Annotated in this window: 20 protein-coding genes, 1 tRNA gene and 4 pseudogenes; 9 read left to right on the top strand and 16 right to left on the bottom strand. The window is 60.6% G+C overall.

The window, feature by feature from the left end:
- Nucleotides 1-30 precede the first annotated feature (30 nt).
- The 7 genes and pseudogenes from ACFQAU_RS15465 to ACFQAU_RS15435 all read right to left on the bottom strand — a co-directional run bounded on the left by ACFQAU_RS15465 (nt 31) and on the right by ACFQAU_RS15435 (nt 6,420).
- A pseudogene (locus ACFQAU_RS15465) lies at nt 31-824 on the bottom strand (SDR family NAD(P)-dependent oxidoreductase).
- A 64-nt stretch (nt 825-888) separates the two neighbouring features.
- Nucleotides 889-1,884 (bottom strand): zinc-binding alcohol dehydrogenase family protein, encoded by a 996-nt coding sequence (locus tag ACFQAU_RS15460; protein ID WP_132443362.1) that lies wholly within the window; start codon nt 1,882-1,884, stop codon nt 889-891.
- A gap of 318 nt (nt 1,885-2,202) precedes the next feature.
- Nucleotides 2,203-2,984: pseudogene (locus tag ACFQAU_RS15455) on the bottom strand (dimethylarginine dimethylaminohydrolase family protein).
- Nucleotide 2,985: 1 nt separating this feature from the next.
- A complete protein-coding gene (locus ACFQAU_RS15450; RefSeq protein WP_386283290.1) occupies nt 2,986-4,593 on the bottom strand; it encodes a 5-guanidino-2-oxopentanoate decarboxylase in 1,608 nt (535 codons plus the stop codon).
- Nucleotides 4,590-5,777 (bottom strand): pyridoxal phosphate-dependent aminotransferase, encoded by a 1,188-nt coding sequence (locus ACFQAU_RS15445; RefSeq protein WP_120351120.1) that lies wholly within the window; start codon nt 5,775-5,777, stop codon nt 4,590-4,592. Before ACFQAU_RS15445 ends, ACFQAU_RS15450 begins: the two co-directional genes overlap by 4 nt.
- Nucleotides 5,774-6,154, bottom strand: a complete 381-nt coding sequence (locus ACFQAU_RS15440; RefSeq protein WP_386283285.1) for a TetR family transcriptional regulator C-terminal domain-containing protein — start codon at nt 6,152-6,154, stop codon at nt 5,774-5,776. Before ACFQAU_RS15440 ends, ACFQAU_RS15445 begins: the two co-directional genes overlap by 4 nt.
- Nucleotides 6,118-6,420 (bottom strand): TetR/AcrR family transcriptional regulator, encoded by a 303-nt coding sequence (locus tag ACFQAU_RS15435; protein WP_386283282.1) that lies wholly within the window; start codon nt 6,418-6,420, stop codon nt 6,118-6,120. The genes ACFQAU_RS15440 and ACFQAU_RS15435 overlap by 37 nt, the downstream gene beginning before the upstream one ends.
- 86 nt (nt 6,421-6,506) lie before the next feature.
- Between ACFQAU_RS15435 and ACFQAU_RS15430 the strand changes: the two genes are divergently transcribed.
- From ACFQAU_RS15430 to ACFQAU_RS15415, 4 genes are read left to right on the top strand one after another with little or no spacing between them, the layout of a single operon-like run.
- Nucleotides 6,507-7,340: an ABC transporter ATP-binding protein gene (locus tag ACFQAU_RS15430; protein WP_132443358.1), complete on the top strand. Its 834-nt coding sequence runs from the start codon at nt 6,507-6,509 to the stop codon at nt 7,338-7,340.
- Nucleotides 7,341-7,370: 30 nt separating this feature from the next.
- Complete coding sequence (locus ACFQAU_RS15425; RefSeq protein ID WP_067626317.1) at nt 7,371-8,144, top strand: transporter substrate-binding domain-containing protein; 774 nt, start codon at nt 7,371-7,373, stop codon at nt 8,142-8,144.
- A 15-nt stretch (nt 8,145-8,159) separates the two neighbouring features.
- The gene (locus ACFQAU_RS15420; protein WP_386283966.1) at nt 8,160-8,906 is read left to right on the top strand and encodes an ABC transporter permease; all 747 of its coding nucleotides are present in this window, start codon (nt 8,160-8,162) and stop codon (nt 8,904-8,906) included.
- Nucleotides 8,903-9,673 (top strand): ABC transporter permease, encoded by a 771-nt coding sequence (locus ACFQAU_RS15415; RefSeq protein WP_132443357.1) that lies wholly within the window; start codon nt 8,903-8,905, stop codon nt 9,671-9,673. The genes ACFQAU_RS15420 and ACFQAU_RS15415 overlap by 4 nt, the downstream gene beginning before the upstream one ends.
- 54 nt (nt 9,674-9,727) lie before the next feature.
- Here the strand turns inward: ACFQAU_RS15415 and ACFQAU_RS15410 are convergent, their stop codons facing one another.
- Nucleotides 9,728-10,330, bottom strand: a complete 603-nt coding sequence (locus ACFQAU_RS15410; RefSeq protein ID WP_386283277.1) for a GlxA family transcriptional regulator — start codon at nt 10,328-10,330, stop codon at nt 9,728-9,730.
- A gap of 416 nt (nt 10,331-10,746) precedes the next feature.
- Here ACFQAU_RS15410 and ACFQAU_RS15405 point away from each other — a divergent pair.
- From ACFQAU_RS15405 to ACFQAU_RS15385, 5 genes and pseudogenes are all read left to right on the top strand, one after another.
- A pseudogene (locus ACFQAU_RS15405) lies at nt 10,747-11,654 on the top strand (beta-keto acid cleavage family enzyme).
- On the top strand, nt 11,651-13,069 hold the full coding sequence (locus tag ACFQAU_RS15400) for a carnitine 3-dehydrogenase (protein ID WP_132443354.1): 1,419 nt from the start codon (nt 11,651-11,653) through the stop codon (nt 13,067-13,069). The pseudogene ACFQAU_RS15405 and the gene ACFQAU_RS15400 overlap by 4 nt, the downstream one beginning before the upstream one ends.
- Nucleotides 13,069-14,229: an acyl-CoA dehydrogenase family protein gene (locus ACFQAU_RS15395; RefSeq protein WP_132443353.1), complete on the top strand. Its 1,161-nt coding sequence runs from the start codon at nt 13,069-13,071 to the stop codon at nt 14,227-14,229. The genes ACFQAU_RS15400 and ACFQAU_RS15395 overlap by 1 nt, the downstream gene beginning before the upstream one ends.
- A gap of 9 nt (nt 14,230-14,238) precedes the next feature.
- Nucleotides 14,239-16,253 (top strand): annotated as a pseudogene (locus ACFQAU_RS15390) (acetate--CoA ligase family protein).
- Nucleotides 16,250-17,032: a carnitinyl-CoA dehydratase gene (locus ACFQAU_RS15385; protein ID WP_132443351.1), complete on the top strand. Its 783-nt coding sequence runs from the start codon at nt 16,250-16,252 to the stop codon at nt 17,030-17,032. The pseudogene ACFQAU_RS15390 and the gene ACFQAU_RS15385 overlap by 4 nt, the downstream one beginning before the upstream one ends.
- A 279-nt stretch (nt 17,033-17,311) precedes the next feature.
- Here the strand turns inward: ACFQAU_RS15385 and ACFQAU_RS15380 are convergent.
- The 8 genes from ACFQAU_RS15380 to sufB all read right to left on the bottom strand — a co-directional run bounded on the left by ACFQAU_RS15380 (nt 17,312) and on the right by sufB (nt 24,196).
- A tRNA-Arg gene (locus ACFQAU_RS15380) sits at nt 17,312-17,388 on the bottom strand.
- A 74-nt stretch (nt 17,389-17,462) separates the two neighbouring features.
- Nucleotides 17,463-18,683 (bottom strand): cysteine desulfurase, encoded by a 1,221-nt coding sequence (locus ACFQAU_RS15375; protein ID WP_132443350.1) that lies wholly within the window; start codon nt 18,681-18,683, stop codon nt 17,463-17,465.
- Nucleotides 18,684-18,686: 3 nt separating this feature from the next.
- Nucleotides 18,687-19,265, bottom strand: coding sequence for a YIP1 family protein (locus tag ACFQAU_RS15370; RefSeq protein WP_132443349.1), 579 nt, complete (start codon nt 19,263-19,265; stop codon nt 18,687-18,689).
- A 1-nt stretch (nt 19,266) separates the two neighbouring features.
- Nucleotides 19,267-19,749 (bottom strand): hypothetical protein, encoded by a 483-nt coding sequence (locus ACFQAU_RS15365; RefSeq protein WP_067625316.1) that lies wholly within the window; start codon nt 19,747-19,749, stop codon nt 19,267-19,269.
- The gene (gene sufD, locus ACFQAU_RS15360; protein WP_132443348.1) at nt 19,749-21,029 is read right to left on the bottom strand and encodes a Fe-S cluster assembly protein SufD; all 1,281 of its coding nucleotides are present in this window, start codon (nt 21,027-21,029) and stop codon (nt 19,749-19,751) included. The genes ACFQAU_RS15365 and sufD overlap by 1 nt, the downstream gene beginning before the upstream one ends.
- The gene (gene sufC, locus ACFQAU_RS15355; RefSeq protein WP_067625310.1) at nt 21,029-21,784 is read right to left on the bottom strand and encodes a Fe-S cluster assembly ATPase SufC; all 756 of its coding nucleotides are present in this window, start codon (nt 21,782-21,784) and stop codon (nt 21,029-21,031) included. The genes sufD and sufC overlap by 1 nt, the downstream gene beginning before the upstream one ends.
- Nucleotides 21,785-21,867: 83 nt before the next feature.
- Nucleotides 21,868-22,692, bottom strand: coding sequence for a polysaccharide pyruvyl transferase family protein (locus tag ACFQAU_RS15350; protein ID WP_386283266.1), 825 nt, complete (start codon nt 22,690-22,692; stop codon nt 21,868-21,870).
- Nucleotides 22,673-24,196 carry a Fe-S cluster assembly protein SufB gene (sufB, locus tag ACFQAU_RS15345; RefSeq protein WP_120352208.1) on the bottom strand — a complete coding sequence of 508 codons (1,524 nt, stop codon included), beginning with the start codon at nt 24,194-24,196 and terminating at the stop codon, nt 22,673-22,675. Before sufB ends, ACFQAU_RS15350 begins: the two co-directional genes overlap by 20 nt.
- Nucleotides 24,197-24,208: the final 12 nt, after the last annotated feature.

Here is a 24,208-nt window from a genome sequence, read left to right as displayed (position 1 = left end):
CGGGCGCCATCCCGACGGCCCCTGCAAAATCTAGTCGGCCCGGTTCTGGCTCACGAGTTCTTGGATCGCGGCCATAACCGCCGCGACATGGTCGGCGTCCGCTGCGGCGCTATGCGGTTCATTAAAGCCGCCCATATCATTGTCGAAATACTTTCCCGAAGCCTTTGAGAAGTCTTCCGAAAGCGCGGCACGGCAAAGGATGTCGGCACCGATGCTGAGGTCATTTCCAGCCACGCCAAAGCCTTCCTTCACCATTTTGGACGCCAACAGCGACCCGGGATTCACCGCGATGAAGAGCGGGCCATCCTGATGCACGCGGGCCATTTCCTGAGTCCAGATTATGATCGCCAATTTGCTCTGCGCATAGGCCGCCATATCGTCCAAGGTGCCGTTGCCCCGAAGAGCGGCCACATCCACCGGTGCCTGCGCAGCAGAGGAAAGGTTCACCACCCGGCCCGCTTTGGGCAGTACCGGCAGCAAGAGTTGAACCAGCAGATAGGGCGCTAATGTGTTGACCACAAAACGCGCGTCTAGCCCCGCTTCGGTGCGCGGATCGGGCAGTTTCAGGACACCTGCATTGTTGATCACCACGTCGATCTGGCTGTGATCGATGCGCAGCGCCTCTGCCAATGCCGCGACCTCATCCAACTGCGACAGATCTGCACGGTAGGTCTGGGGGTGCCGCCCACCTCTGCCGCCGCTGCGCTTAATTTTTCGGCGCTGCGCCCGTGCAGCAGAATAGTATGCCCCTGCCCGCTAAGTTTCTTTGCCGTCAGCAGACCGATGCCGTCAGTCGCGCCGGTAATGAGGATGGTTTTGGTCATGGCTTTCTCCTTATCGGGGTCTCTGCGCGTCTCTGCGATGGCGCGGGATGCGTCGGTCGGACGATCACCAACCGCCCAAAACCTGCTTGCCGATCACCCGCCCGCTTTCTTGCCGCAGATGGGCGGCGCGAAGGTTCTCTACATTTATCACGCCCGCATGTTCGGTCAGGGTAGATTGCAACCTGCCCGCGTCGATCATCTGCGCGACCCGGTTCAACAGGTCGCGCTGCGCGGTCATGTCTTCGGTCTGGAACATCGACCTTGTGAACATAAACTCCCAATGCACGCTCAAAGCTTTGGGTTTCGCCGCTTTCATGTCCAGCGTCTCGGGGTCGTCGATCAATGCGATCTGGCCGCGCGGGGCAATGGCTTCGATAATGGCTGGCCAATGCATGTCCGTGGCCGTCAGCGCGGCAACATAGCTGGGGGTGAGGTTGAGATCGGCAAGCTGCGCCACCAGATCACCCCGGTGATCCACCACATGATCCGCCCCCATCTTGCGCACCCAGTCTTGGGTTTCCGGACGCGAGGCGGTGGCGATCACGGTCAATCCGGTCAGCGTCTTGGCCAATTGGATAAGGATCGACCCCACGCCCCCGGCCCCGCCAATCACCAAAAGCGCCTGCCCCTCACCGGCCCCTTCCGTCAGCCGGAAAGCATCGAACAACATTTCCCATGCGGTGATCGCGGTCAGCGGCAGACTGGCGGCCTCAACGAAATCGAGCGTTTCCGGCTTTCGCCCCACGATCCGGGCATCAACCGCGTGAAAAGTGGCGTTGGTGCCTGCACGGGTCACATCCCCGGCATAGAACACCGCATCCCCGATGGCGAAATCCGTAACCTCTGTGCCCAAGTCGACGACCACACCCGCCGCGTCGAACCCCAAGACCTTTGGGCCGCCATCGGGGGCGGAAAGCGCGCGCAGCTTCACATCCACCGGATTGACAGAGATGCCCTTTACCTCAACCAAAAGATCGCCCGGCCCCGGCGTGGGTCGGTCGATTTCCAACGCCTCCAAAACCTCTGCCGCGCCGGTGGTGTTATAGCCGATGGCTTTCATTTCGATTGTCCTTCTTTCCGAATTTCGTTGTTGGACAGGAAGTATCAGTTCGCCGGACTGTATAAACCGGGGCGAAACCGGATTGAGTTTATCGAAACGCAGGATAATGGGGACGCAAGGCGCCTGCGCGGTGCGCACTCCGCACAGGCTCCCAAGGTCAAAAGCTGTCGACTGCAGAACGGTCAAACCGCATCAACTCGTATCGCTGAGAGATATGGCGGAGGCGGTTTGACCTTCGCCCCTCTACACGAAGGTATTCGTCACCGCAGAACGCTGCACTGACGCAAGGGGATCAAACCTTCCAAGCGACCCTCAGTATCAGAACCTTAGCGACAGGCATGACATGCCGCCGTCCAGTTTGGCGCATTCCGCATTACTGATCTCGACCACTTCAAAGCCTGCTTTCGTCAACATTTCCGCGGTGCGGGGAAGCCCGCAGGACAGAGCACATATTGGTTAAACCGGATGCTATTGGCGGCGGCCTCTTCGCCCTCGGCGGTGTGCAACACGCGGTAGCCTTCGAAACAGCCCGAAGCGTCGAGCCGTTTGGTGCTGAGGATGGTGTCCCCGTCGAGCAGTGAGCAATCGGTCTTGAAATGCAGCACGCCGGGCGGCGTAAAGACCTCGCGGAGGCTATGGCCCCAGTCCGAGACGATCCGCGTGAGCTCGGCCACGCCTTCGGCATCGGTGCGGTCTGATCTGCCCACCAAGATCTCGCGCCCGGTGACCAGAATGTCGCCTCCTTCGATATGGCCGGGGCCTTCGATCTGGCGCAGGTCACTGTAAAGGGTACTCAAGGTCGGCGCCATTTCGGCCACCTCTCCCATGCGGCTCGGTGCGCCGGGGCGCATCAGAACGGCGCCCTTTGGCAAACAAAGCGCGGTATCTTCGACAAAGACGGAATCGGGAAAGGCGTCCAGCGCGGGCAGTTCGATCACCTCGGCGCCGGTTTCTTTCAATGTGGCAACGTAATGCGCATGGGCCTTTTCCATCTGCGCAAGATCGGGGGTGCCGATGTCCTCGGCGCGCAGACCGTCGACGATGCTGGCGGCGGGGCGGCGGGTGACGGCGCGGGTGAATTCATAGGTGGGGTCTGTCATGTCATACTCTCTTGTTTGCTGGCGCGGGGGATGGCTGGGCCTGAATCTCAATAAGCGTCGGCCCACCAATCGCGGTGGCCGCGCGCAGCGCATCTGCAACGGCGCCGGCTTGCGTATTGCAACGCCAGAAGGGCAAGCCGCAGGATTGTGCGACGGCGGCAAAGTCCGGCGGGGCCGGGTCACATCCGACGACGCTCACCCCCGCGTCCTGCATGGAGGTGGCGATTTCCTGATAACCGTGGTTGTTCCAGATGATGAAGCAAATCGGCAGGTTTTCTTGCACCGCGCACATCAGTTCCGGCAGGCTGAACTGCGCACCGCCATCGCCAGCGATGCAGATCACCGGCGTGTCGGGTGCCGCGAGCGCCGCCCCGATTGCAGCGGGGATGCCATAGCCAAGCGCGCCAAAGCCGGTGGCGGCGTTGAACCAGCCGCCGGGGCGGTCATGATCGTAATAAAGGTTGCCCGCATAGATTGGTTGGGCGGAATCGCCGACGATGATCGCCCCCGGAACGGCTCCGCGCAGTTCAGCGAGGGTGTCGCAAGCCGCACGCATCTCCGGGCCGATCTCTTCAAACGCCTCGCGGCGGGCCTTGGCCGCCCGCGCTGCCCCGTCTGGCGCGGCATCCCCGTCGACCGCGGTATTCAGCGCGTCAATTGCGGAAGCCGCATCGCCGTGGATCGACAGTTCAGCGGCATGGCGGGAAAGCTGCTCAGCGCAAATATCGACGCGGATGAGCCTTTGGAACTCGGGCATGGTGCCGGAGGCGTACATATCATAATCGGTCGGGCCCAATTCGGTGCCCAAGGCCAGCACCACGTCCGACTGCGCGATCAGTGCCCGCACGGCTTGCAGGCTGGGGCTGGCCGGAACGCCCAAAGGATGCTCGAACATTACGCCGCGGGCATTCACCGTTTGCACCACCGGCGCGCCTAGCTTTTCGGCGAGGATTTGCAGGGCATTCCCGGCTTTTCTAGCCCCGCCACCGGCAAGGATCAGGGGCGCCTTGCTCTGCGCCAGTATCGCAGCGGCTTTTGAGATTTGCTCGGCAGACGGAGGTGTCACAGAGGTGGCGGAACTAGAGGGCGCTTCGGCGGTATAGGGCGCGCCGGCCACGTCCAGCGGTATCTCAAGATGTGTGGGGCCCGGTCGGCCGGACTGGAACGGCTCAAAGACCCGGTCGAGCATGGGGGCCAATTCATCGGCGGTCTCAACCCGCTCGGAGATCAGCGCGACGGTCCGTGCCATCGCCCGTTGATCCGGTAGCTCGTGCAGATGCCCCCTGCCCTTGCCAAGGCTGGGCAGCGTGTTGACGCCAGAGATCACCAGCATCGGCACGGAATCCGCGCGCGCTTGCCCCATTGCGGTCAGCGTGTTGGTCAGCCCCGGTCCCGTGATGACAAAGGCAACACCGGGTTTGCCGGAGACCCGTGCATAGCCATCCGCCATGAAGCCCGCGCCCTGTTCGTGCCGAGGCGTCACATGGCGGATACCCGAGGCCGCCAAGCCCCGGTAAAGCTCGATCGTGTGCACCCCGGGGATGCCAAAGACACAGTCGACACCGCGCTGTGAAAGCTGGGCGACCAGCGCTTCGCCGAGGCTGGTCATGCCGTTTCCAGTTGCAGTTGCGCCGCGTGCTGGATGATCCGGTCACAGGCCGCATCAAAGGCCGCGTCGCCGGTCGTCAGCGCCACACGCACCCAAGCATCGAGCGTTTCCCCAAAGGACGCACCGGGCATGACCGCCACGCCAGCCTGCTCAAGCAGGTGCATGGCATAGTCGGTGCCGCTCATACCGGTGGCGGACACATCGATCATTGCAAACATGCCCGCATCCGGTTGGTGCACCTTCAACGGGCTTTCTTGCGACAGACGGCGGTGCAAACGCTCGGCGCGGGCGGCAAAGCGTTGTTTCATCCCTTCAGCCACGGGCGACCCCTCGCGCACCGCTTTTTCGGTCATGTCAGCGATAAAGGGCTGGTTGCCGAAAAGCATGGTCTCCGACAGCGGCAAGAGAGCCTCGGTAAAGGCTTCGGGGCCGATACACCAACCGCTGCGAAAGCCCGGTGCGGCGTGGGATTTTGAGATCGATGAGACGACGATGGTGCGGTCAGCCAGTTGCGGACGCCACAGCGGCGAGCAGAATTCAGAGGGGTCAAAGATCAGTTCTTCGTACACTTCATCAGAGATAATCCACAGATCATGGGCAATGGCCAGTTCACCAAGCGCGTCTATCTCCGCGCGGGTCAGGACCGCGCCGGTGGGATTATGCGGCGTGGTCAGCAAGATTGCCGTGGTCTGCGGGGTGATCCTTGCGGCGAGGTCATCCGCATGAAGGCGAAAGCCGTTTTCCGGGCGCAGCGGGACGGGCACCATCTCGGCACCGCTGGAGCGGATAACCCCTTCGTAAGTGGCATACATCGGATCGCCGACCAGAACCTGCTGCCCCGCCTCGGCCACGCCCAACAGCACGGCATAAAGCGCCGTCTGCGTGCCGGGAAAACACATGGCTTGGTCCGGCGTGATGCGACGGCCCGCGCGGTGCGAATATCGTTCGGCCAATGCAGCGCGCAGACCTGTCTCACCCCGACCGTCAGAATAGCCAGTGCGGCCCCGGCGCATTGCATCGGCCGCCACATCCATAAGCGCGTCGGGTGTCGGCACGTCCGGCTCGCCGATGGTCAGCTCAATAATATCACGGCCCTGTGCGGCAAGCTCGCGGGCCTTTAGATGCACTTCCCATTTCGCGCCGCCAAGACCTGCCAGCCGTCGGGTGATATCTGTCGTTCTCATGTCTGTTGCCCTGCTTTTGTGAGGTCTATCCCGAGGAGTGCTCCGACGGAGCGAATTCCGATTTCTGAAAGCTCATCCGGCGCGAAAGCGCTCGGTAGAACACCGCCTTCCATCCACAATCCATCGATCACGGCGTTGCAGGCGATGGCCAAATGGCGCAGCTCTTGTGCTGTGCGGGGCTGACCCGCCTCGTTCAATACGGCTGCGATCAGCGCCTCAAGGCGGTTGCGGAAATTGTAATAGGTCCGCTTGTGACTTTCGCGCATCTGCGCGTCGTCATGGACCTTGGTCAGAAACCCCGCCCAAAGGCTGACCGACCCCGCGTCGACAACCGGCGGTGTCAGACTACCGACGACAAAGGCCGACAATCGTGCCACCGGCGCGCTACAGTCGCCCCCGCGAAAGCCGATGTCAGGTCGGTGAGCCGGTCCATGTGATGCTCATAGGCCGCGGTAATCAGGTCTTCTTTCGACGAAAAGTGGTGCCTGATCATACCCTGTGACACGTCAGCACGGGCCGCGATTGCCCGGACCGTCGCGGCCTGAACACCCTTTTCGGCGATCAGCGAGAGGGTGGCCTTTATCAGGGCCTCCCTGCGGTGCTCCGCTGGCTCACGTTTGAATTTAGGCGTGCTCTCCGACACAGGCGATTTCCGAACCTCCTAATTATACACTTGCATGATTACGAAATACGGGCCTTACTACAAGACAGAAATTTGGGACACATCAAATGAGGGGCGCGGACGCTTTGCAAAGAGAGCCGATCAGAGCCACACAAGCAGCCGAAGACGCCAGTGCCGATAGCGCGGCGGAGAACGAGGCGATCAGAATTACCGACCTGCACAAATCCTTTGGCGCGTTGGAGGTTCTCAAAGGTGTCTCACTGACCGCGCAAAAGGGCGATGTTGTCGCCATCATCGGCGGCAGCGGGTCGGGCAAATCTACCTGCCTGCGCTGCATCAATTTCCTCGAAACCCCAAGTGCGGGTCAGATCATCGTCAACGGTGAAGAGATCAAGATGCGCCAAGACGGCTCCCCCGTTGACCGCCGCCAGATCGAGCGCATCCGAACCCGCCTTGGCATGGTGTTTCAGGCTTTCAACCTCTGGACCCACCGCACCCTGCTGGAAAACATCATCGAGGTGCCGGTCCATGTCCTCAAAGTGCCGCGGGACGAGGCCATCAAACGCGCACGCGTGCTGCTAGAGCGGGTCGGACTGGGCGATAAGGCTGATACCTTCCCTGCTTTTCTATCGGGCGGCCAGCAGCAACGCGCGGCAATTGCCCGCGCCCTTGCGGTGGAACCCAGCGTGATGCTGTTTGACGAACCCACCAGCGCGCTTGACCCCGAGTTGGTGGGTGAGGTGCTCACGGTTATCCGCGATTTGGCCGCCGAAGGGCGCACCATGCTACTTGTCACCCATGAGATGAAATTCGCGCGCGAGGTGGCGACGCATGTCGTCTACCTTTTTGAGGGGCGCATCGAAGAACAAGGCCCGCCGGAAGAGCTTTTCGGCAACCCTCAATCCGCCCGGCTGCGGCAGTTTTTGCAGACAGTCGGCTAAACCACCAAGAAAAAAACAGGGAGACTACCAATGACATTTAAGAAACTCATGACGAGTGCGATCGCGACAGCAGTGCTGAGCGCCGGTGCCGTGGCCGCCGAAGAGGTCAAAATCGGCATCGCAGCCGAACCCTACCCGCCCTTCGCCTCTCTCAATGCCTCCGGTGAATGGGAAGGCTGGGAAGTTGAGATCATCGACGCGGTCTGCAAAGCGGCCGAGTTGGACTGTGTGATCACCCCCGTGGCTTGGGACGGCATCATCCCCTCGCTGACGGGCCAGCAGGTCGATGCGATCATGGCCTCCATGTCGATCACCGAAGAGCGTCAAAAAACGATCGATTTCTCTGATCCCTACTACAACACGCCCGCGGTGATCGTGGCGGATAAGTCGATGGACATCGAACCTACGGCCGAGTCGCTGTCCGGTAAGATCATCGGCATTCAAGCCTCAACCATCCACCAAGCCTATGCCAATGAATATTTCGGCGATGCGGCAGAGATCCGGGTCTATCAGACGCAGGACGAAGCCAATCAGGATCTGGTCTCGGGTCGGATTGATGCCACACAGGCGGACAGCATCGCCATGGCGGATTTCGTTAACTCCGACATCGGCACCTGCTGCGAGATCAAGGGATCGGTGGAGAATGACGAGGCCATCTTGGGCCAAGGTGTCGGCGCTGGCGTGCGCAAGGGCGATGACGCGCTGCGGGAAAGCCTGAACAAAGGCATCGCGCAGATACTCGAAGATGGCACCCACGAAGAGATCACCGGGCGCTATTTCGATACCAGCATCTACGCAGAGTAAGCGCCCATCGTGGAGATGATCTTCGAAACGCTCGGGCTTGCCGAGAGTGCGCAACTACTGTCCCTCAGCCCGCCGGGCTGGGGCGGCAACCTGTTGCGCGGGCTTGCGAACTCTCTGCAGATCGCATTTGGCGCCTTCGGGTTTGGTCTGCTGATCGGGCTCTTTGGGGCCTACGGCAAGCTCTATGGCGGGGTGGTCCTGCGCGACCTCCTCGCCGTTTATACGACTGTGATCCGGGCCGTGCCTGAATTGGTGCTGATCTTGATCCTCTATTACGTGGGCACCGATCTCATTAACAAAGTCTCAGGCGCCATGGGTTATGGCCGGGTCGAGATTAGCGGTGTCGTCGCCGGGATCTGGGTGCTCGGCGTGGTGCAGGGCGCCTATGCCACCGAGGTGCTGCGCGGCGCGATCCAAGCCGTGCCCGCGGGCCAGATTGAGGCCGCGCGCGCTTACGGGATGCCGCCGCTGATGCTGCTGCGCCGCGTGACGATCCCCGCGATGATGTCTTTTGCCACGCCGGGTCTTGCGAACCTGTGGCTAATTGCGACCAAAGATACCGCGCTTCTGGCCATCGTCGGCTTCAGCGAATTGACGCTGGAGACCCGACAGGCTGCCGCCAGCACGCGCGCCTATTTCACCTTCTTCCTCGCCGCGGGCGCGCTCTATTTGATTGTGACCCTATGTTCGGGCGCGGTCTTTGCGCGGATCGAAAAATGGGCGCGGCGCGGTCAGCCGTCGCTGAAAGGAGCGGGCCGATGATCCCCTTTCGCGCTCTGATGCAGCCCCACCGCATTGTCATGCTGGCGCTTTTGCTGGCTGTGGTCATCTGGTGTGCCGTGGCGCTGCGGTGGGATTGGATACCGGAATATGCCCCGCTGGCGTTGGAAGGGCTCTGGCGCACGATCTGGATATTGGTCGTCACCTGCGTGCTGGGTTTTCTCTTGGCCATTCCATTGGGGCTCGCGCAGGCCATCGGGCCTTGGTACCTGTCTGCCCCTGCCCGGATATTCTGCACCGTCATCCGTGGCACGCCTCTGCTCTTGCAGATCTGGCTGCTCTACTACGGCCTCGGCTCGCTTTTCCCGCAGATCCCTTGGATCCGCGGCAGTGAACTCTGGCCCTACCTGCGCCAAGCTTGGCCCTATGCGGTGCTGGCGCTGACGCTGTCTTATGCGGGCTATGAAGGCGAAGTTATGCGCGGCGCGTTTTCCAGTGTGAACAAGGGGCAGCTTGAGGCTGCAAACGCCTTCGGCATGCCGCGTTTCACCATGTTCCGCCGCATCTGGCTGCCGCAGGCGATCCGCAACGTCCTGCCAACGCTCGGTGGCGAAACCATCCTGCAACTCAAGGCCACACCTCTGGTCGCGACAATCACGGTGGTCGAGCTTTATGCCGTATCCTCGCGAGTGCGCTCGGACACGTTTATCGTCTATGAACCGCTGATCTTGCTGGCTGTGTTTTACATGATCATCGCCGGGGTCATCGCCTTGTTCTTCCGGCGGTTCGAGAACCAAGTGCCGGGATAGCGAAGGGCAACGGTTGGATGGGATCCAGCTTCTCAGACGAGATCGAGAACGCGATCAGTCCGCCCTCAAATCCATGGGCGTTGTGCCAAACTGGCCCTTGAAGGCGCGCGTCATAGCACTTGCGCTTTCGTAACCGCAGCGCGTCGCAATCTCAGAGATTGACAGGTTGGTCCCTTCGACCAAGCTTTTCGCAGCGATCAGGCGTCGGTGCCGATAGACTTGGCCCGGCGTCGCATTCAAACTGCGCGCGAACCGTCTTTGCAGGCTTTTGAGCGAACACCCCAAGTGCCGCGCAATGGTCGGAATTGGCACCGGCGCTTCGATAGTCTCATCCATAAGGACAAGCGCCCGAGACACCAGTTTGGACCGCCCCGATATGTTGTCGGGCTGCCCAAACGGCTGATCGCTTTGATGCAAGAAAAGCGACGCGACATCGAGCCGTGTGATCTCGCCGCAGTGCGCCCCGATCAACGTCAGGACCAGATCAAAGGAAGCCATGGCACCGCCGCAGGTGATCCGGTTGCCATCAATGACAAACCGCTCTTGCCGGGCATCTACCTGCGGAAATGTCTCTGAAAAGCTTTCGAAAAGATGCCCATGGATGGTCGCGGGCCTGTCGTCCAACAGCCCTGCAGCCGCCAGCAACCAGGCCCCCATATCGAGCCCCACCAGACATTTCGCATTTGCGCAAAGCCCCCGCAGCGCGGACAGAACCCGACTACTGCTCAACGCAAGATGGCCATAGCTGGCGGTCACCATGAGGTAATCGCAGGGGGCTTCGTCGCCATGGCCAATTCGGTCTGTACCAACATCCCGCTTGAAGACCGCACAAGCCCCCCTCAAGCGAAAGCAGGCGCCAGTCATACCGCACCTGCCCGGTGATGCTGTTCGCGGCGCGAAACGGCTCCAAAGTGTTGGCCAAACAATGATTCGAGAAACCATCGAACAGTAGAATGTCGATCTTAACCGTCTCGCCTGATGATTTTGTCCTTTCCTGCATGTTTCTGTCTAGCACTGCACATGCCCACCGATCAATCCGGGTAGTCTGCAGACAATGCCAAAAGGAGACCAAGATGCCCCTGCAGATGACCCGTGAGGTCTTTATCACCTGCGCCGTGACCGGATCCGGCAGCAGCCAAGATCGGTCACCTCATGTTCCCCGCAGCCCTGAACAGATCGCCAATTCAGCCATTGCCGCCGCCAAAGCGGGTGCGGCGATTGTGCATTGCCACGTGCGCGACCCCGAGAGCGGCGTGCCCTCACGCGATCCGAAACTCTACCGCGAAGTGACCGAACGCATCCGCGATGCCGAAGTCGACGTGGTCCTGAACCTGACCGCAGGCATGGGCGGCGACATCGTCTTTGGTCCGCCCTCCGCGCCGCTGCCGTTGAACGATGCCACCGATATGGTCAGCGCCGAAGAACGGCTGGCCCATATCGAAGACTGCCTGCCCGAGATATGCACCCTCGATTGCGGCACGATGAACTTTGCCGAAGCCGATTATGTGATGACCAACACGCCCGGCATGCTGACAACGATGGGCGCGCGGATGGAAGCGCTTGGCGTGAAGCCAGAGATCGAAGCCTTTGATACCGGCCACCTTTGGTATGCAAAACAACTGGTTAAAGACGGCGTGTTATCTTCGCCCGCGCTGGTGCAGCTTTGCATGGGCATCCCATGGGGGCCCCCAATGACCTGAACACCTTCATGGCGATGGTCAACAATGTCCCCCACGACTGGAACTGGTCCGCGTTTTCGATTGGCCGTGACGAGATGCCCTATGTCGCCGCATCGATCTTGGCAGGGGGCCATGTGCGCGTCGGGCTTGAGGATAATCTGTGGCTCGGCAAAGGCGAGCTTGCCACCAACGAGGCGCTTGTTTCGCGTGCCGTGTCGATCATCGAAAACATGGGGGCGACCATCATGGGCCCCGATGCCGTGCGCCGAAAACTGGGCCTGACAAAGCAGGCGCCACGATGACCAAAACAGCAGCAATCATCGGCGGTGGCGTCATTGGCGGCGGCTGGGCCGCGCGGTTTGCGTTGTCAGGCTGGAACGTCGCTATTTTCGACCCTGATCCCGAAGCCGAACGCAAAGTCAGCGAAGTCATGGCGAACGCGCGCCGGTCCCTGCCCGCCTTGTCCGAGGTCGCACTGCCGCCCGAAGGTCAGGTGAAAATCGTCCCCACATTGGCCGACGCCGTCACAGAGGCCGACTGGATTCAGGAAAGCGCGCCGGAACGGCTTGAGATAAAGCACAAGATCTTCGCCGAAATTCAGTCCCACTGCCGCAAAGACGCGCTGATCGGCTCTTCAACCTCGGGCTTCAAACCGTCCGAACTGCAGCAAGGCGCGCTTCGCCCCGGCGAGATTTTCGTCGCACACCCGTTCAACCCGGTCTATTTGCTGCCGCTTATCGAACTGGTCGGTGACGACGCCACGACCACGCGCGCGCAGGAAGTGCTTACTGAAATCGGCATGAAGCCCCTGAAACTACGCAAGGAAATCGACGCGCATGTGGCCGATCGTTTTCTCGAAGCGGTCTGGCGCGAGGCGCTTTGGCTGATCAAGGACGGCATCGCCACGACCGAGGAAATCGATGACGCCATCCGGTTCGGCTTTGGTCTGCGTTGGGGGCAGATGGGCCTGTTTGAAACCTACCGCGTGGCGGGCGGCGAGGCCGGGATGGCCCATTTTATCGAACAGTTCGGGCCCTGCTTGCAGTGGCCTTGGACCAAGTTGATGGACGTGCCCGAACTGACCGATGATTTGGTACAGAAGATCGCCAGCCAATCGGACGCGCAATCCGGTGCCCATACGATCCGCGAGCTTGAACGCATTCGCGACGACAATCTGGTATCCATGATGCGGTCCCTGAAAGGCCGTGACTGGGGTGCAGGCGCATTGCTGAACGCGCATGACACCCGCCTTGAGGGCAAAGCCGACCCTGACTTCACCAAACCCATCATCACTGTTGCCCGCGCCATTCCAATAGATTGGACGGATTACAACGGGCACATGAACGAAAGCCGCTATGGGCAGCTGTGGTCAGATGCGGCCGACGCGCTCATGCGCATGATCGGGGCCGATGACGCCTATATCAAATCCGGCTTCAGCTACTTTACCGCCGATACCCACACCAAGTTCCGCAATGAATGCCATGCAGGCGACACAGTCACCGTTGTCACGACCATTCTTGAGGGTGCGGGTAAGAAGCTGCGGCTGTTCCACGAATTGAAAAACTCCGCTGGTGATGTGGTGGCGACCTGCAATCAGTTCCTGCTGCACGTCAGTCTGGAAACCCGCAAATCCTGCGACCCTGCGGCGCATGTCAGCGACAAGCTCGCCTCCATCATCGCGGCCCAAGCCGCCCTGCCCAAGCCGGAGCATAGCTGATGCATTTTGGATTGACCGAAGAACAAGGGATGATCGTTTCCACCGTGCGGTCCTTTGTCGAAAACGAAATATACCCCCACGAGGCAGAGGTAGAGCGCACTGGCGAAGTCCCCCATAACGTCGCGCAGACAATCAAGCAAAAGACGCTGGATCTGGGGTTTTATGCCTGCAATTTCCCCGAAAGCGTTGGCGGGGCTGGCCTCTCGCATCTTGAATTTGCGCTGGTTGAACGCGAATTGGGCCGCGGCTCTATGGCGTTGAACCATTTTTTCGGGCGGCCGCAGAATATCTTGATGGCCTGCAAGGACGATCAGATTGAACGCTATCTTTTCCCCGCCATTCGCGGCGAAAAGATGGATGCACTGGCCATGACCGAACCCGATGCAGGGTCCGATGTCCGCGGCATGAAATGCACAGCCAAACGCGATGGCGGTGACTGGGTTCTGAACGGAACCAAGCATTTCATCTCTGGCGCGGATCATGCGGATTTCCTGATCGTCTTTGTGGCAACCGGCGAAGACGACACGCCGCGCGGCCCCAAAAAGCGCATCACGACATTCCTGGTCGACCGCGGCACGCCCGGTTTCACCATTCGCGATGGCTACAAATCGGTCTCGCACCGTGGCTACAAGAACATGATCCTCGAATTTGACAACTGCCGCCTGCCGGATGCTCAGGTTCTGGGCGAGGTCGATGGCGGCTTTGCGGTGATGAACGAATGGCTTTACGCCACGCGGATCACGGTCGCTGCAATGTCTGTGGGCCGCGCACGACGTTGCTTTGACATGGCGTTGAATTACGCGGCTGAACGCAAGCAGTTTGGTCAGCAGATCGGCAAGTATCAGGGCATCAGCTTTCAGCTGGCCGACATGATCACCGAAATCGATGCGGCAGATCACCTGACATTGGCGGCGGCGTGGCGGCTGGATCAAGGCCTGCCTGCTAACCGCGAAATCGCCAGTGCAAAGCTCTACGCGTCGGAAATGCTGGCGCGGGTGACGGATGCAACCCTGCAAATCTTTGGCGGCATGGGCTTGATGGATGACTTCCCCATTGAACGGTTCTGGCGAGATGCGCGGGTCGAACGGATTTGGGATGGCACATCTGAAATCCAACGCCACATCATCAGCCGCGATCTATTGCGCCCCCTTGGCGCCTAGGACCAAGACATGAGTGATCTTGCGCGTCTCTTGCGACCACGTTCCATTGCCGTCGTCGGCGGTGGGGCGTGGTGCGACTCCGTGATCGAGCAGAACCAGAAGATCGGGTTCAAGGGTGATATCTGGCCCGTGCATCCCAAAAAAGACAGTGTTGGCGGCTTGCCGGCCTTCAAGACGCTTGCTGATTTACCAAACGCGCCGGATGCGACGTTCATCGGTGTAAACCGCAGCGCAACCATCGATCTGGTTGGCGAGCTGAACCAAATGGGAGCAGGTGGTGCCGTGTGTTTTGCCAGCGGGTTCAAAGAAACCGCCGACGGCGCCGTTCTGAATGACCAATTGCTGGCCGCAGCAGGGGGAATGCCCATTCTCGGGCCGAATTGCTACGGGGTTCTGAATGCCGTGGATCAGGTGGCGCTTTGGCCGGATCAACATGGGCTGGTGCCCGTTGAACGCGGCGTGGCGATCTTGGCGCAGTCGTCCAACATCGCGATCAACCTCACGATGCAGCAACGCGGGTTGCCCATTGCCTATACCATCACCGCGGGCAATCAGGCCCAGCAAGGGCTTGCCAGCATCGCCCAAACTGTCATCCGCGACGACCGCGTGACGGCACTTGGCCTTTACATCGAAAGCTTTGGCGACATCGCGGATTTTGAAGAACTGGCGCGGCTGTCGCGTGCGCTCGGCAAACCGATTGTGGCGCTGAAGGTGGGCCGCTCGGAGGAATCGCAACTGGCAACCATTTCGCACACCGCCTCGCTCGCGGGCAGCAGCGCGGGGTCAGATGCGGTACTGGCGCGGCTTAGCATTGCGCGGGTCGGCTCCCCGCTGCGCTGCTTGAGACGTTAAAGCTGTTTCACTGCCATGGCCGCCTGTCCGGGGGCGCATTGCGTCGTTAAGCTGCTCGGGCGGGGAGGCGAGCGTCATGGCGGATACCGCCGCGCATTATGGGCTGACTTTCCCCCCTGACATCTGCTCAAACAGATACGCTTTCCCAGCACCTCAGTTCGCTGGTCATTCTGACGAACCCCTTGGATTATCACACACAAATCTGGCGCGATAAGGCCGCCATGACAGCCGTGTTTGCGGCCATGACGGGCGATGATATCAACCTGACGCTCGTGGTGCTTGATTTCCCGCGCCTAGACAGCTGTGCCGCCGATGATTGGATGATTGCAATCGAGGCGATCGAGGAGGCAGCCCGGCAAACGGGCCGTCCCTTTGGGGTGGTTGGGTCCATCGTTGAAAACCTGCCCGAAGCGATTGCAAAACGCCTGCTTGGCGCGGGGATCGTGCCGCTGTGCGACTTTGGCACGGCCTGTGAAGCGATCAGCGCAGTTCGCGTGCCGACACCCCAAAATCACCAGCCCCTGCTACCTGCCCCCAGCTTCGCAACCACCACCACGGCCACCGAAGGCGATGCCAAACGGGCCCTTGCGGCATACGGCTTGGATATCCCCAAAAGCCGTGCAGGCATCGCCGTTGCAGATGTGATCGCTTGCGCCGAAAAGATCGGTTTTCCTGTGGTCTTGAAGGGTGAAGGGGTTGCCCATAAAACCGAAGCCGGCGCGGTAAAGCTGAACCTGACAGACGCCGAGCAAGTCGGCGGGGCGGCGCAGGCGATGCAGGCCGGAACCTTCCTTGTCGAAGAAATGATCACCGGCACCGTCGCCGAACTTTTGCTGGGCGTCGTCGCGGACCCCGCTCACGGGTTTGTCCTGACGTTGGCCGCGGGCGGCACCCTGACGGAAATTCTGGAGGACGGACAATCCTTGCTGTTGCCAACCACGGACGCTGACATTCGACACGCCTTGGGGCAGTTAAAAATAAACCCCCTGCTGAGCGGCTATCGCGGTGGCGAGGCAGCGAACGTAGACGCCATTGTTGACGCGGTCCTAAAGCTGCAAGACTTCGTCAGCGACCACGCCGACGAGATTGCCGAAATCGAAATCAATCCCCTCATCTGTACAAAAGACCGCGCGATCATCGCCGATACGCTTTTGGTGAAAGGAACAACATGACAAGCCCCGTTAAAACCCGCCGCGAAGGTGCCGTACTTGAAATCACTCTGGATCGCCCAAAGGCCAATGCCATTGATCTGCAAACCAGCCGTATCTTGGGCGATACCTTTGCCGCCTTTCGCGATGACCCTGATTTGCGCGTTGCGATTATCACAGGCGAAGGGTCGAAATTCTTCTGCCCCGGTTGGGATTTGAAAGCCGCCGCGGATGGCGACGAGGTGGATGGTGATTACGGCGTAGGCGGCTTTGGCGGCCTGCAAGAATTGCGCGACATGAACAAACCGGTGATCGCTGCGGTAAACGGGATTTGCTGTGGCGGCGGGCTTGAATTGGCGCTGTCGGCAGACGTTATCCTCGCGGCGGATCATGCAAGTTTCGCACTGCCCGAAATCACGTCCGGCACGGTGGCCGATGCGGCATCCATCAAATTGCCAAAGCGCATCCCCTACCACATCGCAATGGAGATGCTGTTCACAGGGCGCTGGCTGGACGCCGAAGAAGCCAACCGCTGGGGGTTTGTGAACCACGTCCACGCGGCAGATGATCTGATGGCGCAGGCCTGGGATATGGCACGCCTTTTGGCCTCGGGCCCGCCGCTGGTCTATGCCGCGATCAAGGAAATCGTGCGGGATGCCGAAGATAGCAACTTTCAGGACACCATGAACCGGGTTACCAAACGCCAGCTAAAGACTGTCGATGTGCTTTACGGCTCCGAGGATAACGCCGAAGGTGCGCGGGCCTTTGCTGAAAAGCGAGATCCGGTCTGGAAAGGGCGCTAAGAGCGTCGCATCCGGGCTTTCATCGGACCGCGGGGATATTAGTCCCGCGCCACCTCAACGGCCCACTCAATGAACGATTGAGCCGCGGCTTTCCTGCTCCCGGATCTGGACGACGGGATAAAATAGCCGTTCCCAAACTTTCTAGCGTTTTCCATGAGATTTCACGCTGCTGGCGAGAAAAACATCCCAATCCACGGAGGCGCAGTCGGAATTGTTAGCGCAAACCGTCACCCGTAACAGAAACGCAGATCAGTCGGATCGATCAAGTGATTGATTTAATGGCGGACCCTAGAGGATTCGAACCTCTGGCCTCTGCCTTCGGAGGGCAGCGCTCTATCCAGCTGAGCTAAGGGTCCACTAAGGGGCGGTATAGCCAGAGCGGGCCGCCCCTGCAATGGGAAATCCAGGTGAAAGGGCGGCGAAACTGAGCTTAGGCGAAAAGATCATGCGCCAATTCAAGTGCGTCAACCAATGTGTCGACCTCGGCGCGGGTGTTATACATGCCAAAGGACGCTCGGCAGGTGGCAGAAACCCCCAGATGCGTCATCAAAGGTGCCGCGCAATGGTGCCCGGCCCGCACCGCCACGCCCTTTTTGTCGAGCACGGTTGAAATGTCATGGGCATGGGCCGCGCCATCCAAGGTGAAGCTAAAGATCGCCGCCTTATCCGGTGTCGTGCCCTGAAGGTTAAGCCAGTTCAGACCGCTGAGACGGGACACGGCGTAGTCGCGCAGATCATCTTCATGGGCGGCAATCTTCTCCATCCCCAGGTCCATCATGAAATCCAGCGCCACGCCCAAGCCGATGGTGGCCACGATACCGGGGGTGCCCGCCTCGAACATCATCGGCGGGTCGTTGTAGCTCACTGCGTCTTTGCTGACTTCGCGGATCATGTCGCCGCCCCCGATGAAGGGGCGCATTTCGGCCATCCGCTCGGACTTGATATAGATCGCGCCTGAGCCCGAGGGGCCGTAGAGTTTGTGCCCCGTAACGGCATAGAAATCACAGCCGATGTCTTGGACATCCACCGGCATATGCACCGCCCCCTGCGAGCCGTCGACCAGCACCGGAACGCCTTTTTCGTGCGCCGCTGCGGTGATGGATTTCACATCGACTTTGGTGCCCAAAACATTGGAAAGATGAGAGATTGCAACCAGCTTGGTCTTTGGCCCGATGGCATCGATCACCGCCTGCGGGTCCAGCGCGCCGGTGGCGTCTACGTCGACCCATTTCAGCACCACGCCCTGCCGCTCGCGCAGGAAATGCCATGGCACGATATTGGCGTGATGCTCCATCACCGACAGGACGATCTCATCACCGGCCTGCATCCGCGGCATGGCCCAGCCATAGGCCACGGTGTTGATCCCCATGGTGGCACCGGTGTTCAGCACGATTTCATCTTCTGATCCGGCATTGAGAAACCGTGCAACAGTCCCGCGCACGCTTTCATAATTGTCGGTCGCTAGATTAGAAAGGTAGTGCAAGCCACGGTGAACATTAGAGTATTCATTCGCGTAGGCTTGGGTGATCGCATCGATCACCACCTGCGGCTTCTGCGCTGATGCACCATTGTCGAGATAGACCAGCGGCTTGCCGTTCACCTCGCGGCCGAGGATCGGAAACTGCGCCCGGACAGCATCAACGTTGAACATGTTTCAAACTCCTTGGGCGGTCAGCCCGATCAAAGACAGCAGGAGGCCAAGACCCAGCAAGACCCCAAGCGCGGCCCCTGCCAGCACAGCGGCGGCATGGAAGAGCCCCGGCAGATGCAGCAGTTCGGCCACGAAATTCAGCAGGATCCAAAGACCCCAAAAAGTAACGACGAATGAAGCCAGCAGCGCCACCGGCGGCAGAGCCATGGTCAGCAGCAGGATCCCCAATTGCGCACAGAGCCGGAGCGCCTGCAACCAGACCACGGCCGCCAGAAGCGGGGCCGCCGCGCCCTGCCCGCCCAAGGCCCGGCCGACCCAAGACAGCGCATGAACATAAAGGACCATCAAACCGGCCAGCAGCGCAAAAAGCACCAGCGGCGATTGGAAATAACTCGGCAACGCCATGGCGGGCGGCGCGATCACGAACATCGCCGAGATCACCAGTGCGTTCAGCGCCGCGACCAAGGCGAGCGATGTCCATATCACCTCGCGGCCCAAAGGCAGGGCCGCGATCATCCGCGCTGCGGCGCGGGGGCTGCGCAATGTGGTTTGCGCGAGTTGGATCAGGGCGGCGCTGTCCATCTCAGCCCCGCTGTGCCGCAAGCAGGCCTGCGATCCAGAACCAGAAGAACACGGCCAACCAGAGCACGCCAACAATCTGCGCCTGCACGCCCGGCCCGATAAAGCCAAGCGCGAGGCCCAGCAACAACAGGATCGGCGCGGAAGCGAGCAGCGACCAAACCAAGGTCAAGCGCACCGCGTAGCCAGTGAGCCGCTGCCCCGCGATGCGGCTGATCGCCCAGACCATCGCCGCCAGACCATAGAGCAGCATCGGCATCACGAAGATCCAGAAAAACGCGCTCCAATACTGCCGCACGGCCAGCGGTCCTTCGGGGTCAAGATGCGCCGCGCGGGCTTGATAAGGGGACAGGGCCACGAAAATCAGCAGCCCCGCCATGAGCGCGAACATCAGAACGCGCACCTCGTTACGGCCCTGCGCCAACAGCCCCGACATCACTTTGCCGGGGCCGCGATAGGTCGCAACGATATCGCTGGTGACAGCCATCAGCTGCTACGACGCTCCAACCACGAGCTGAGACGCCCGTTGATCTCTTCGCGCAGACCTTCGGCTTCGATCTCTTCCACCGCTTCGGCAAGGAAGGCCAATGTCAGAAGGTCGGTCGCCTCGGCATGAGACACGCCGCGGGCACGGAGGTAGAACAGCGCCTCTTCGTCGATCGCACCAGAGGTCGAGCCATGCGAACAGGCCACGTCATCAGCGTAGATCTCAAGCTCAGGCTTGGCGAGGAACTGGCTGTCGCCGTCCAGCAAAAGCGACTGGCTGATCTGATAGCCATCGGTCTTCTGCGCGCCTTCCTTAACGAGGATTTTGCCTTGGAACACGCCAGTCGCACCGTTGCGCAGCACCTTCTTATAGACCTGACGGCTTTCGCAATTCACCGCGTCATGGGTGATGAAAACCGTGTCGTCATGATGGAAGTCACCATCGCCGACGCAGGCACCAGCCACATGGGCCGAGGCATCATCGCCGGTGAGCTCGATCACACATTCGTTGCGCGTCAGCGCGCCGTTCACGGTAACGGTGAAGCTCTTGAACAGCGACTCGCTGCCGAGACGGGTGAAGATATGTGTCGCGGCCCGACGCTCATGATCGCGGCCCTGTGCACGGACATGGTGGAAGCGCGCGGTGTCGGCCACTTCAACCTCCATCACGGTGTTGAAGCGCGCGGCGGCCGGGCCGTTCTCCAAAAGCGTCACTTCGGCGCCTTTTTCGAGCTTCACAACGTGGTGCAACATCGCATCCGAAGTCTCTGATTTATGGTTATAAACCAGATTGATCGGCTTGCTCACCTGACCGGTGACATGGATCAGCACCCCGTCACTCGCGAAGGCTGTATTCAGCGCTGCCAGCGGGCGTTGGACCGGCGTCTGGCCGTTCTTTTCCAACGCACCATAGAGGTCACGCGCCCAATGCAGGTCGCTGTCCGCCGCCGCGAGCCGTTCGATGCTAACGCCTTCCAGCGACAGATCGTCGGAGGCTTCGGCGTCGAATTCACCGTCGACAAAGACGATACGCAGACGGTCGGTGTCGTCGAAAAGCGGCGCCTCGCCGTGATCGAAAATCGCGGCAGGCTGCGCCTCGGGTTGCGTCAGCGTGTCGGGGCGGGTGAACTTCCAATATTCATCCCGGCGTTGCGGCAGGCCCATGGCACGGAGCCGCGCCAGCGCGTCCTCGCGCGCCGCCTGGGCCCAACCACCCTGCGGCATGCTGAGCCGTGCGATCATCGCCTCGGTCGGGGTTTCTTGCAGTTTCGCTTCGGCCATTATGCCACCTCAGCGAGAATGTCTGCGTAGCCGTTGTTCTCGACCTCAAGGGCGAGCTCGGGGCCACCGGTCTTGATGATGCGACCGTCGTGCATGATGTGCACAACATCGGGTTTGATGTGGTCGAGAAGACGCTGGTAGTGCGTGATGACAAGGAAGCCACGGCCTTCGGTGCGCAGGGCGTTCACGCCTTCGGCGACGAGTTTCATGGCGTCAACGTCAAGACCCGAGTCAGTCTCGTCGAGGATGCACATCTTTGGCTCAAGCATGGCCATCTGCAGGATTTCGTTGCGTTTTTTCTCACCACCCGAGAAGCCCATGTTCACAGGCCGCTTCAGCATGTCGGCGTCGATCTTCAGATCCTTCGCCTTGGCGCGGATTTCCTTAAGGAAGTCTGCCGCCGACATTTCCTCTTCGCCGCGCGCTTTGCGCTGTGCGTTCACCGCGGTGCGCAGGAAGGTCATGTTGCCGACGCCGGGAATTTCAACGGGGTATTGGAAGGCAAGGAAAAGGCCCGCCGCGGCGCGCTCTTCGGGCTCCAAGTCCAGCAGGTCTTCGCCTTCGAGCGTGGCGGAGCCTTCGGTGACCTCGTAGCCATCCTTGCCCGAGAGCACGTAGCTCAACGTCGACTTGCCCGAGCCGTTCGGCCCCATGATGGCGTGTACTTTGCCAGCTTCGACTTCCAGATCGACGCCTTTGAGGATCTGCTTGTCCTCTTCTTCCAGTTTCACCTGCAGGTTCTTGATGCTCAGCATTTCGGTCTCCTTCTGGCGCGCCTTGCGCCGCAATTCATGCTATTTCAGTGTTATCTCAGGGGCTTGCCCCTGCGTGTTAAAGTTCATGCCGCCCCCTCATGGGCATAGAGCGCGGCGGGAAAGTGTTCGATCAGCGCCGCGCGGCAGGCAGCAAAGCCGTCGTGATAGGCCAGCGGCGCATCGGGTTTGCGGGCCGCCGGAATATCGGCCAAGGCGATCGGCACGCGCATGTCACGGCCCACCGAGGCGGCGTAGTCGTGGAACTTGAGGCGTCCCTGCCCGTCGGGTGCGACCCAAGTGTTCGCCACGCCGTAGGCATCCGCCGTGATCAGCCCGTGGAGGGATGAGGCAAAGACATGGGCGCAGGATGCGATGGCGGCGCAGACATGCTCTACCGGGTCTCGCGGATCGATCAGCACATAGGCGCTGTCGGAGGCCACGAGGTCCAGCAGTTCGGGGGCATCGGCGAGCGTATGATGCGGCACGATGCCGATCTTGTCGCCGCGCGGTGCATCGCTTGGCAGAACCTCGTTCACCAGAAGCCCGGGATCACCGAAAGCGTCAGTCTCCACCCCCAAAAGCGCCGCGGTCACCGGACCGCGCAGCAATGCGATCTCGATGTTTTTCAAGAACGCACGGCCCCCTGCGGGACGCAGCAGACCGCTGCCCCATATCACCGGCTTGGCCCCGTCGCGCGGCGTGTCGAAATTGCGCCGCACGATTTGCAAAAGCGAGCCAAGACCAAAGACATCCGCCTCGTCCACCGACGCATGGTCCACCCGCCGCCCTGAGACATGGCTCAGGATCAGCGGGCTCAGCGCATCGCCGAAATTCGGCTGCGCCTTCCACCAATGCAGGCGGAGGGGGTATGCGCCGCAGGAAGGCTCATCAGCCGACGGAGCCTTCAAGCGAAATAGCCACCAGCGCTTGCGCTTCCATGGCGAACTCCATCGGCAGGGCTTGCAGCACGTCCTTGCAGAAACCGTTCACAACCAGCGCCACGGCCTCTTCCTCGTCCATCCCGCGCGAGCGGCAGTAGAACATTTGATCGTCGTCCACCTTGGAGGTGGTCGCCTCATGCTCGACCCGGCTGCTGTTATTCTTGACCTCGATGTAAGGCACAGTATGCGCCCCACATTCCGAGCCGATCAGCAGGCTGTCACACTGCGTATAGTTGCGCGATTCCTTGGCCTTGGGGTGCATCGAGACGAGGCCCCGGTAGGTGTTCTGCGCCTTGCCCGCCGATATGCCCTTGGACACGATGCGCGACTTGGTGCGCTTGCCGAGGTGGATCATTTTGGTGCCGGTGTCGGCCTGCTGCATGTTGTTGGCGATGGCGATGGAGTAAAACTCGCCTTGGCTGTCATCACCGCGCAGGATGCAAGAGGGGTATTTCCACGTCACGGCAGAGCCGGTCTCGACCTGTGTCCACATCACCTTGGCGCGGTCGCCGCGGCAGTCGGCGCGTTTGGTCACGAAGTTGTAGATGCCGCCCTTGCCGTCCTCGTCACCGGGGTACCAGTTTTGAACGGTGGAATATTTCACCTCAGCATCTTCTTCGATGATGATCTCAACGACGGCGGCGTGCAACTGCGACTCGTCACGCTGTGGCGCGGTGCAGCCTTCGAGGTAGGACACGTAAGAGCCCTTGTCGGCGATGATCAGCGTCCGCTCGAACTGGCCGGTGTTTTCGGCGTTGATGCGGAAGTAGGTCGACAGCTCCATCGGGCAGCGCACGCCTGGCGGCACGTAGACAAAGGAACCATCAGAGAAGACAGCGGAGTTCAGCGTCGCGTAGAAGTTGTCCGATACGGGCACAACCGAGCCGAGGTACTTCTTCACCAGTTCGGGATGCTCGCGGATCGCTTCGGAGATCGAACAGAAGATCACGCCAGCCTTTTTCAGTTCCTCTTGGAAGGTCGTCCCGACCGAAACGGAGTCAAAGACCGCGTCGACAGCCACTTTGCGGCCCTCGGCAGGGGCGTCTTCGGCCCCTTCGACACCGGCAAGGATCATCTGCTCTTTCAGCGGGATGCCCAGTTTCTTGTAGGTGTCCAGCAGCTTGGGGTCCACGTCATCAAGCGACTTGGGCTTTTCGGCCATGCTTTTCGGACGGGCGTAGTAATACTGGTCCTGAAAGTCGATCTCGGGGTAATCGACCATCGCCCAGTCGGGCTCTTTCTTGGTCAACCAACGATCATAAGCCGCGAGGCGCCATTCAAGCATCCACTCGGGCTCTTCGTTCTTTTCTGAGATCAGCCGCACGATGTCCGGCGTCAGCCCCTTGGGGGCGTATTCCATCTCAATGTCGGTGGACCAGCCGTATTTGTATTTGCCGCCGACTTCGCGCACGGCATCCACGGTTTCCTGGTCGACGCCTTCCTTGACGCCATCATTCTCTTTCAGGGTCATATTTTCCAAGGT

The sequence above is a fragment of the Sulfitobacter profundi genome, from assembly GCF_042661425.1.
Classification (GTDB): domain Bacteria; phylum Pseudomonadota; class Alphaproteobacteria; order Rhodobacterales; family Rhodobacteraceae; genus Sulfitobacter; species Sulfitobacter profundi.
The sequence above is the reverse complement of the archived record's forward strand: the minus strand, read 5'-3'. Positions and strand labels throughout refer to the sequence as shown.

Excerpts from the sequence above, each read along its gene's own strand:
- ACFQAU_RS15460 (WP_132443362.1), bottom strand. The coding sequence starts at position 1,884 with ATGAAAGCCATCGGCTATAACACCACCGGCGCGGCAGAGGTTTTGGAG.
- ACFQAU_RS15450 (WP_386283290.1), bottom strand. The coding sequence starts at position 4,593 with ATGACCAGCCTCGGCGAAGCGCTGGTCGCCCAGCTTTCACAGCGCGGT.
- ACFQAU_RS15445 (WP_120351120.1), bottom strand. The coding sequence starts at position 5,777 with ATGAGAACGACAGATATCACCCGACGGCTGGCAGGTCTTGGCGGCGCG.
- ACFQAU_RS15430 (WP_132443358.1), top strand. The coding sequence starts at position 6,507 with ATGAGGGGCGCGGACGCTTTGCAAAGAGAGCCGATCAGAGCCACACAA.
- ACFQAU_RS15425 (WP_067626317.1), top strand. The coding sequence starts at position 7,371 with ATGACATTTAAGAAACTCATGACGAGTGCGATCGCGACAGCAGTGCTG.
- ACFQAU_RS15420 (WP_386283966.1), top strand. The coding sequence starts at position 8,160 with ATGATCTTCGAAACGCTCGGGCTTGCCGAGAGTGCGCAACTACTGTCC.
- ACFQAU_RS15415 (WP_132443357.1), top strand. The coding sequence starts at position 8,903 with ATGATCCCCTTTCGCGCTCTGATGCAGCCCCACCGCATTGTCATGCTG.
- ACFQAU_RS15410 (WP_386283277.1), bottom strand. The coding sequence starts at position 10,330 with ATGGGGGCCTGGTTGCTGGCGGCTGCAGGGCTGTTGGACGACAGGCCC.
- ACFQAU_RS15400 (WP_132443354.1), top strand. The coding sequence starts at position 11,651 with ATGACCAAAACAGCAGCAATCATCGGCGGTGGCGTCATTGGCGGCGGC.
- ACFQAU_RS15395 (WP_132443353.1), top strand. The coding sequence starts at position 13,069 with ATGCATTTTGGATTGACCGAAGAACAAGGGATGATCGTTTCCACCGTG.
- ACFQAU_RS15385 (WP_132443351.1), top strand. The coding sequence starts at position 16,250 with ATGACAAGCCCCGTTAAAACCCGCCGCGAAGGTGCCGTACTTGAAATC.
- ACFQAU_RS15375 (WP_132443350.1), bottom strand. The coding sequence starts at position 18,683 with ATGTTCAACGTTGATGCTGTCCGGGCGCAGTTTCCGATCCTCGGCCGC.
- ACFQAU_RS15370 (WP_132443349.1), bottom strand. The coding sequence starts at position 19,265 with ATGGACAGCGCCGCCCTGATCCAACTCGCGCAAACCACATTGCGCAGC.
- ACFQAU_RS15365 (WP_067625316.1), bottom strand. The coding sequence starts at position 19,749 with ATGGCTGTCACCAGCGATATCGTTGCGACCTATCGCGGCCCCGGCAAA.
- sufD (WP_132443348.1), bottom strand. The coding sequence starts at position 21,029 with ATGGCCGAAGCGAAACTGCAAGAAACCCCGACCGAGGCGATGATCGCA.
- sufC (WP_067625310.1), bottom strand. The coding sequence starts at position 21,784 with ATGCTGAGCATCAAGAACCTGCAGGTGAAACTGGAAGAAGAGGACAAG.
- sufB (WP_120352208.1), bottom strand. The coding sequence starts at position 24,196 with ATGACCCTGAAAGAGAATGATGGCGTCAAGGAAGGCGTCGACCAGGAA.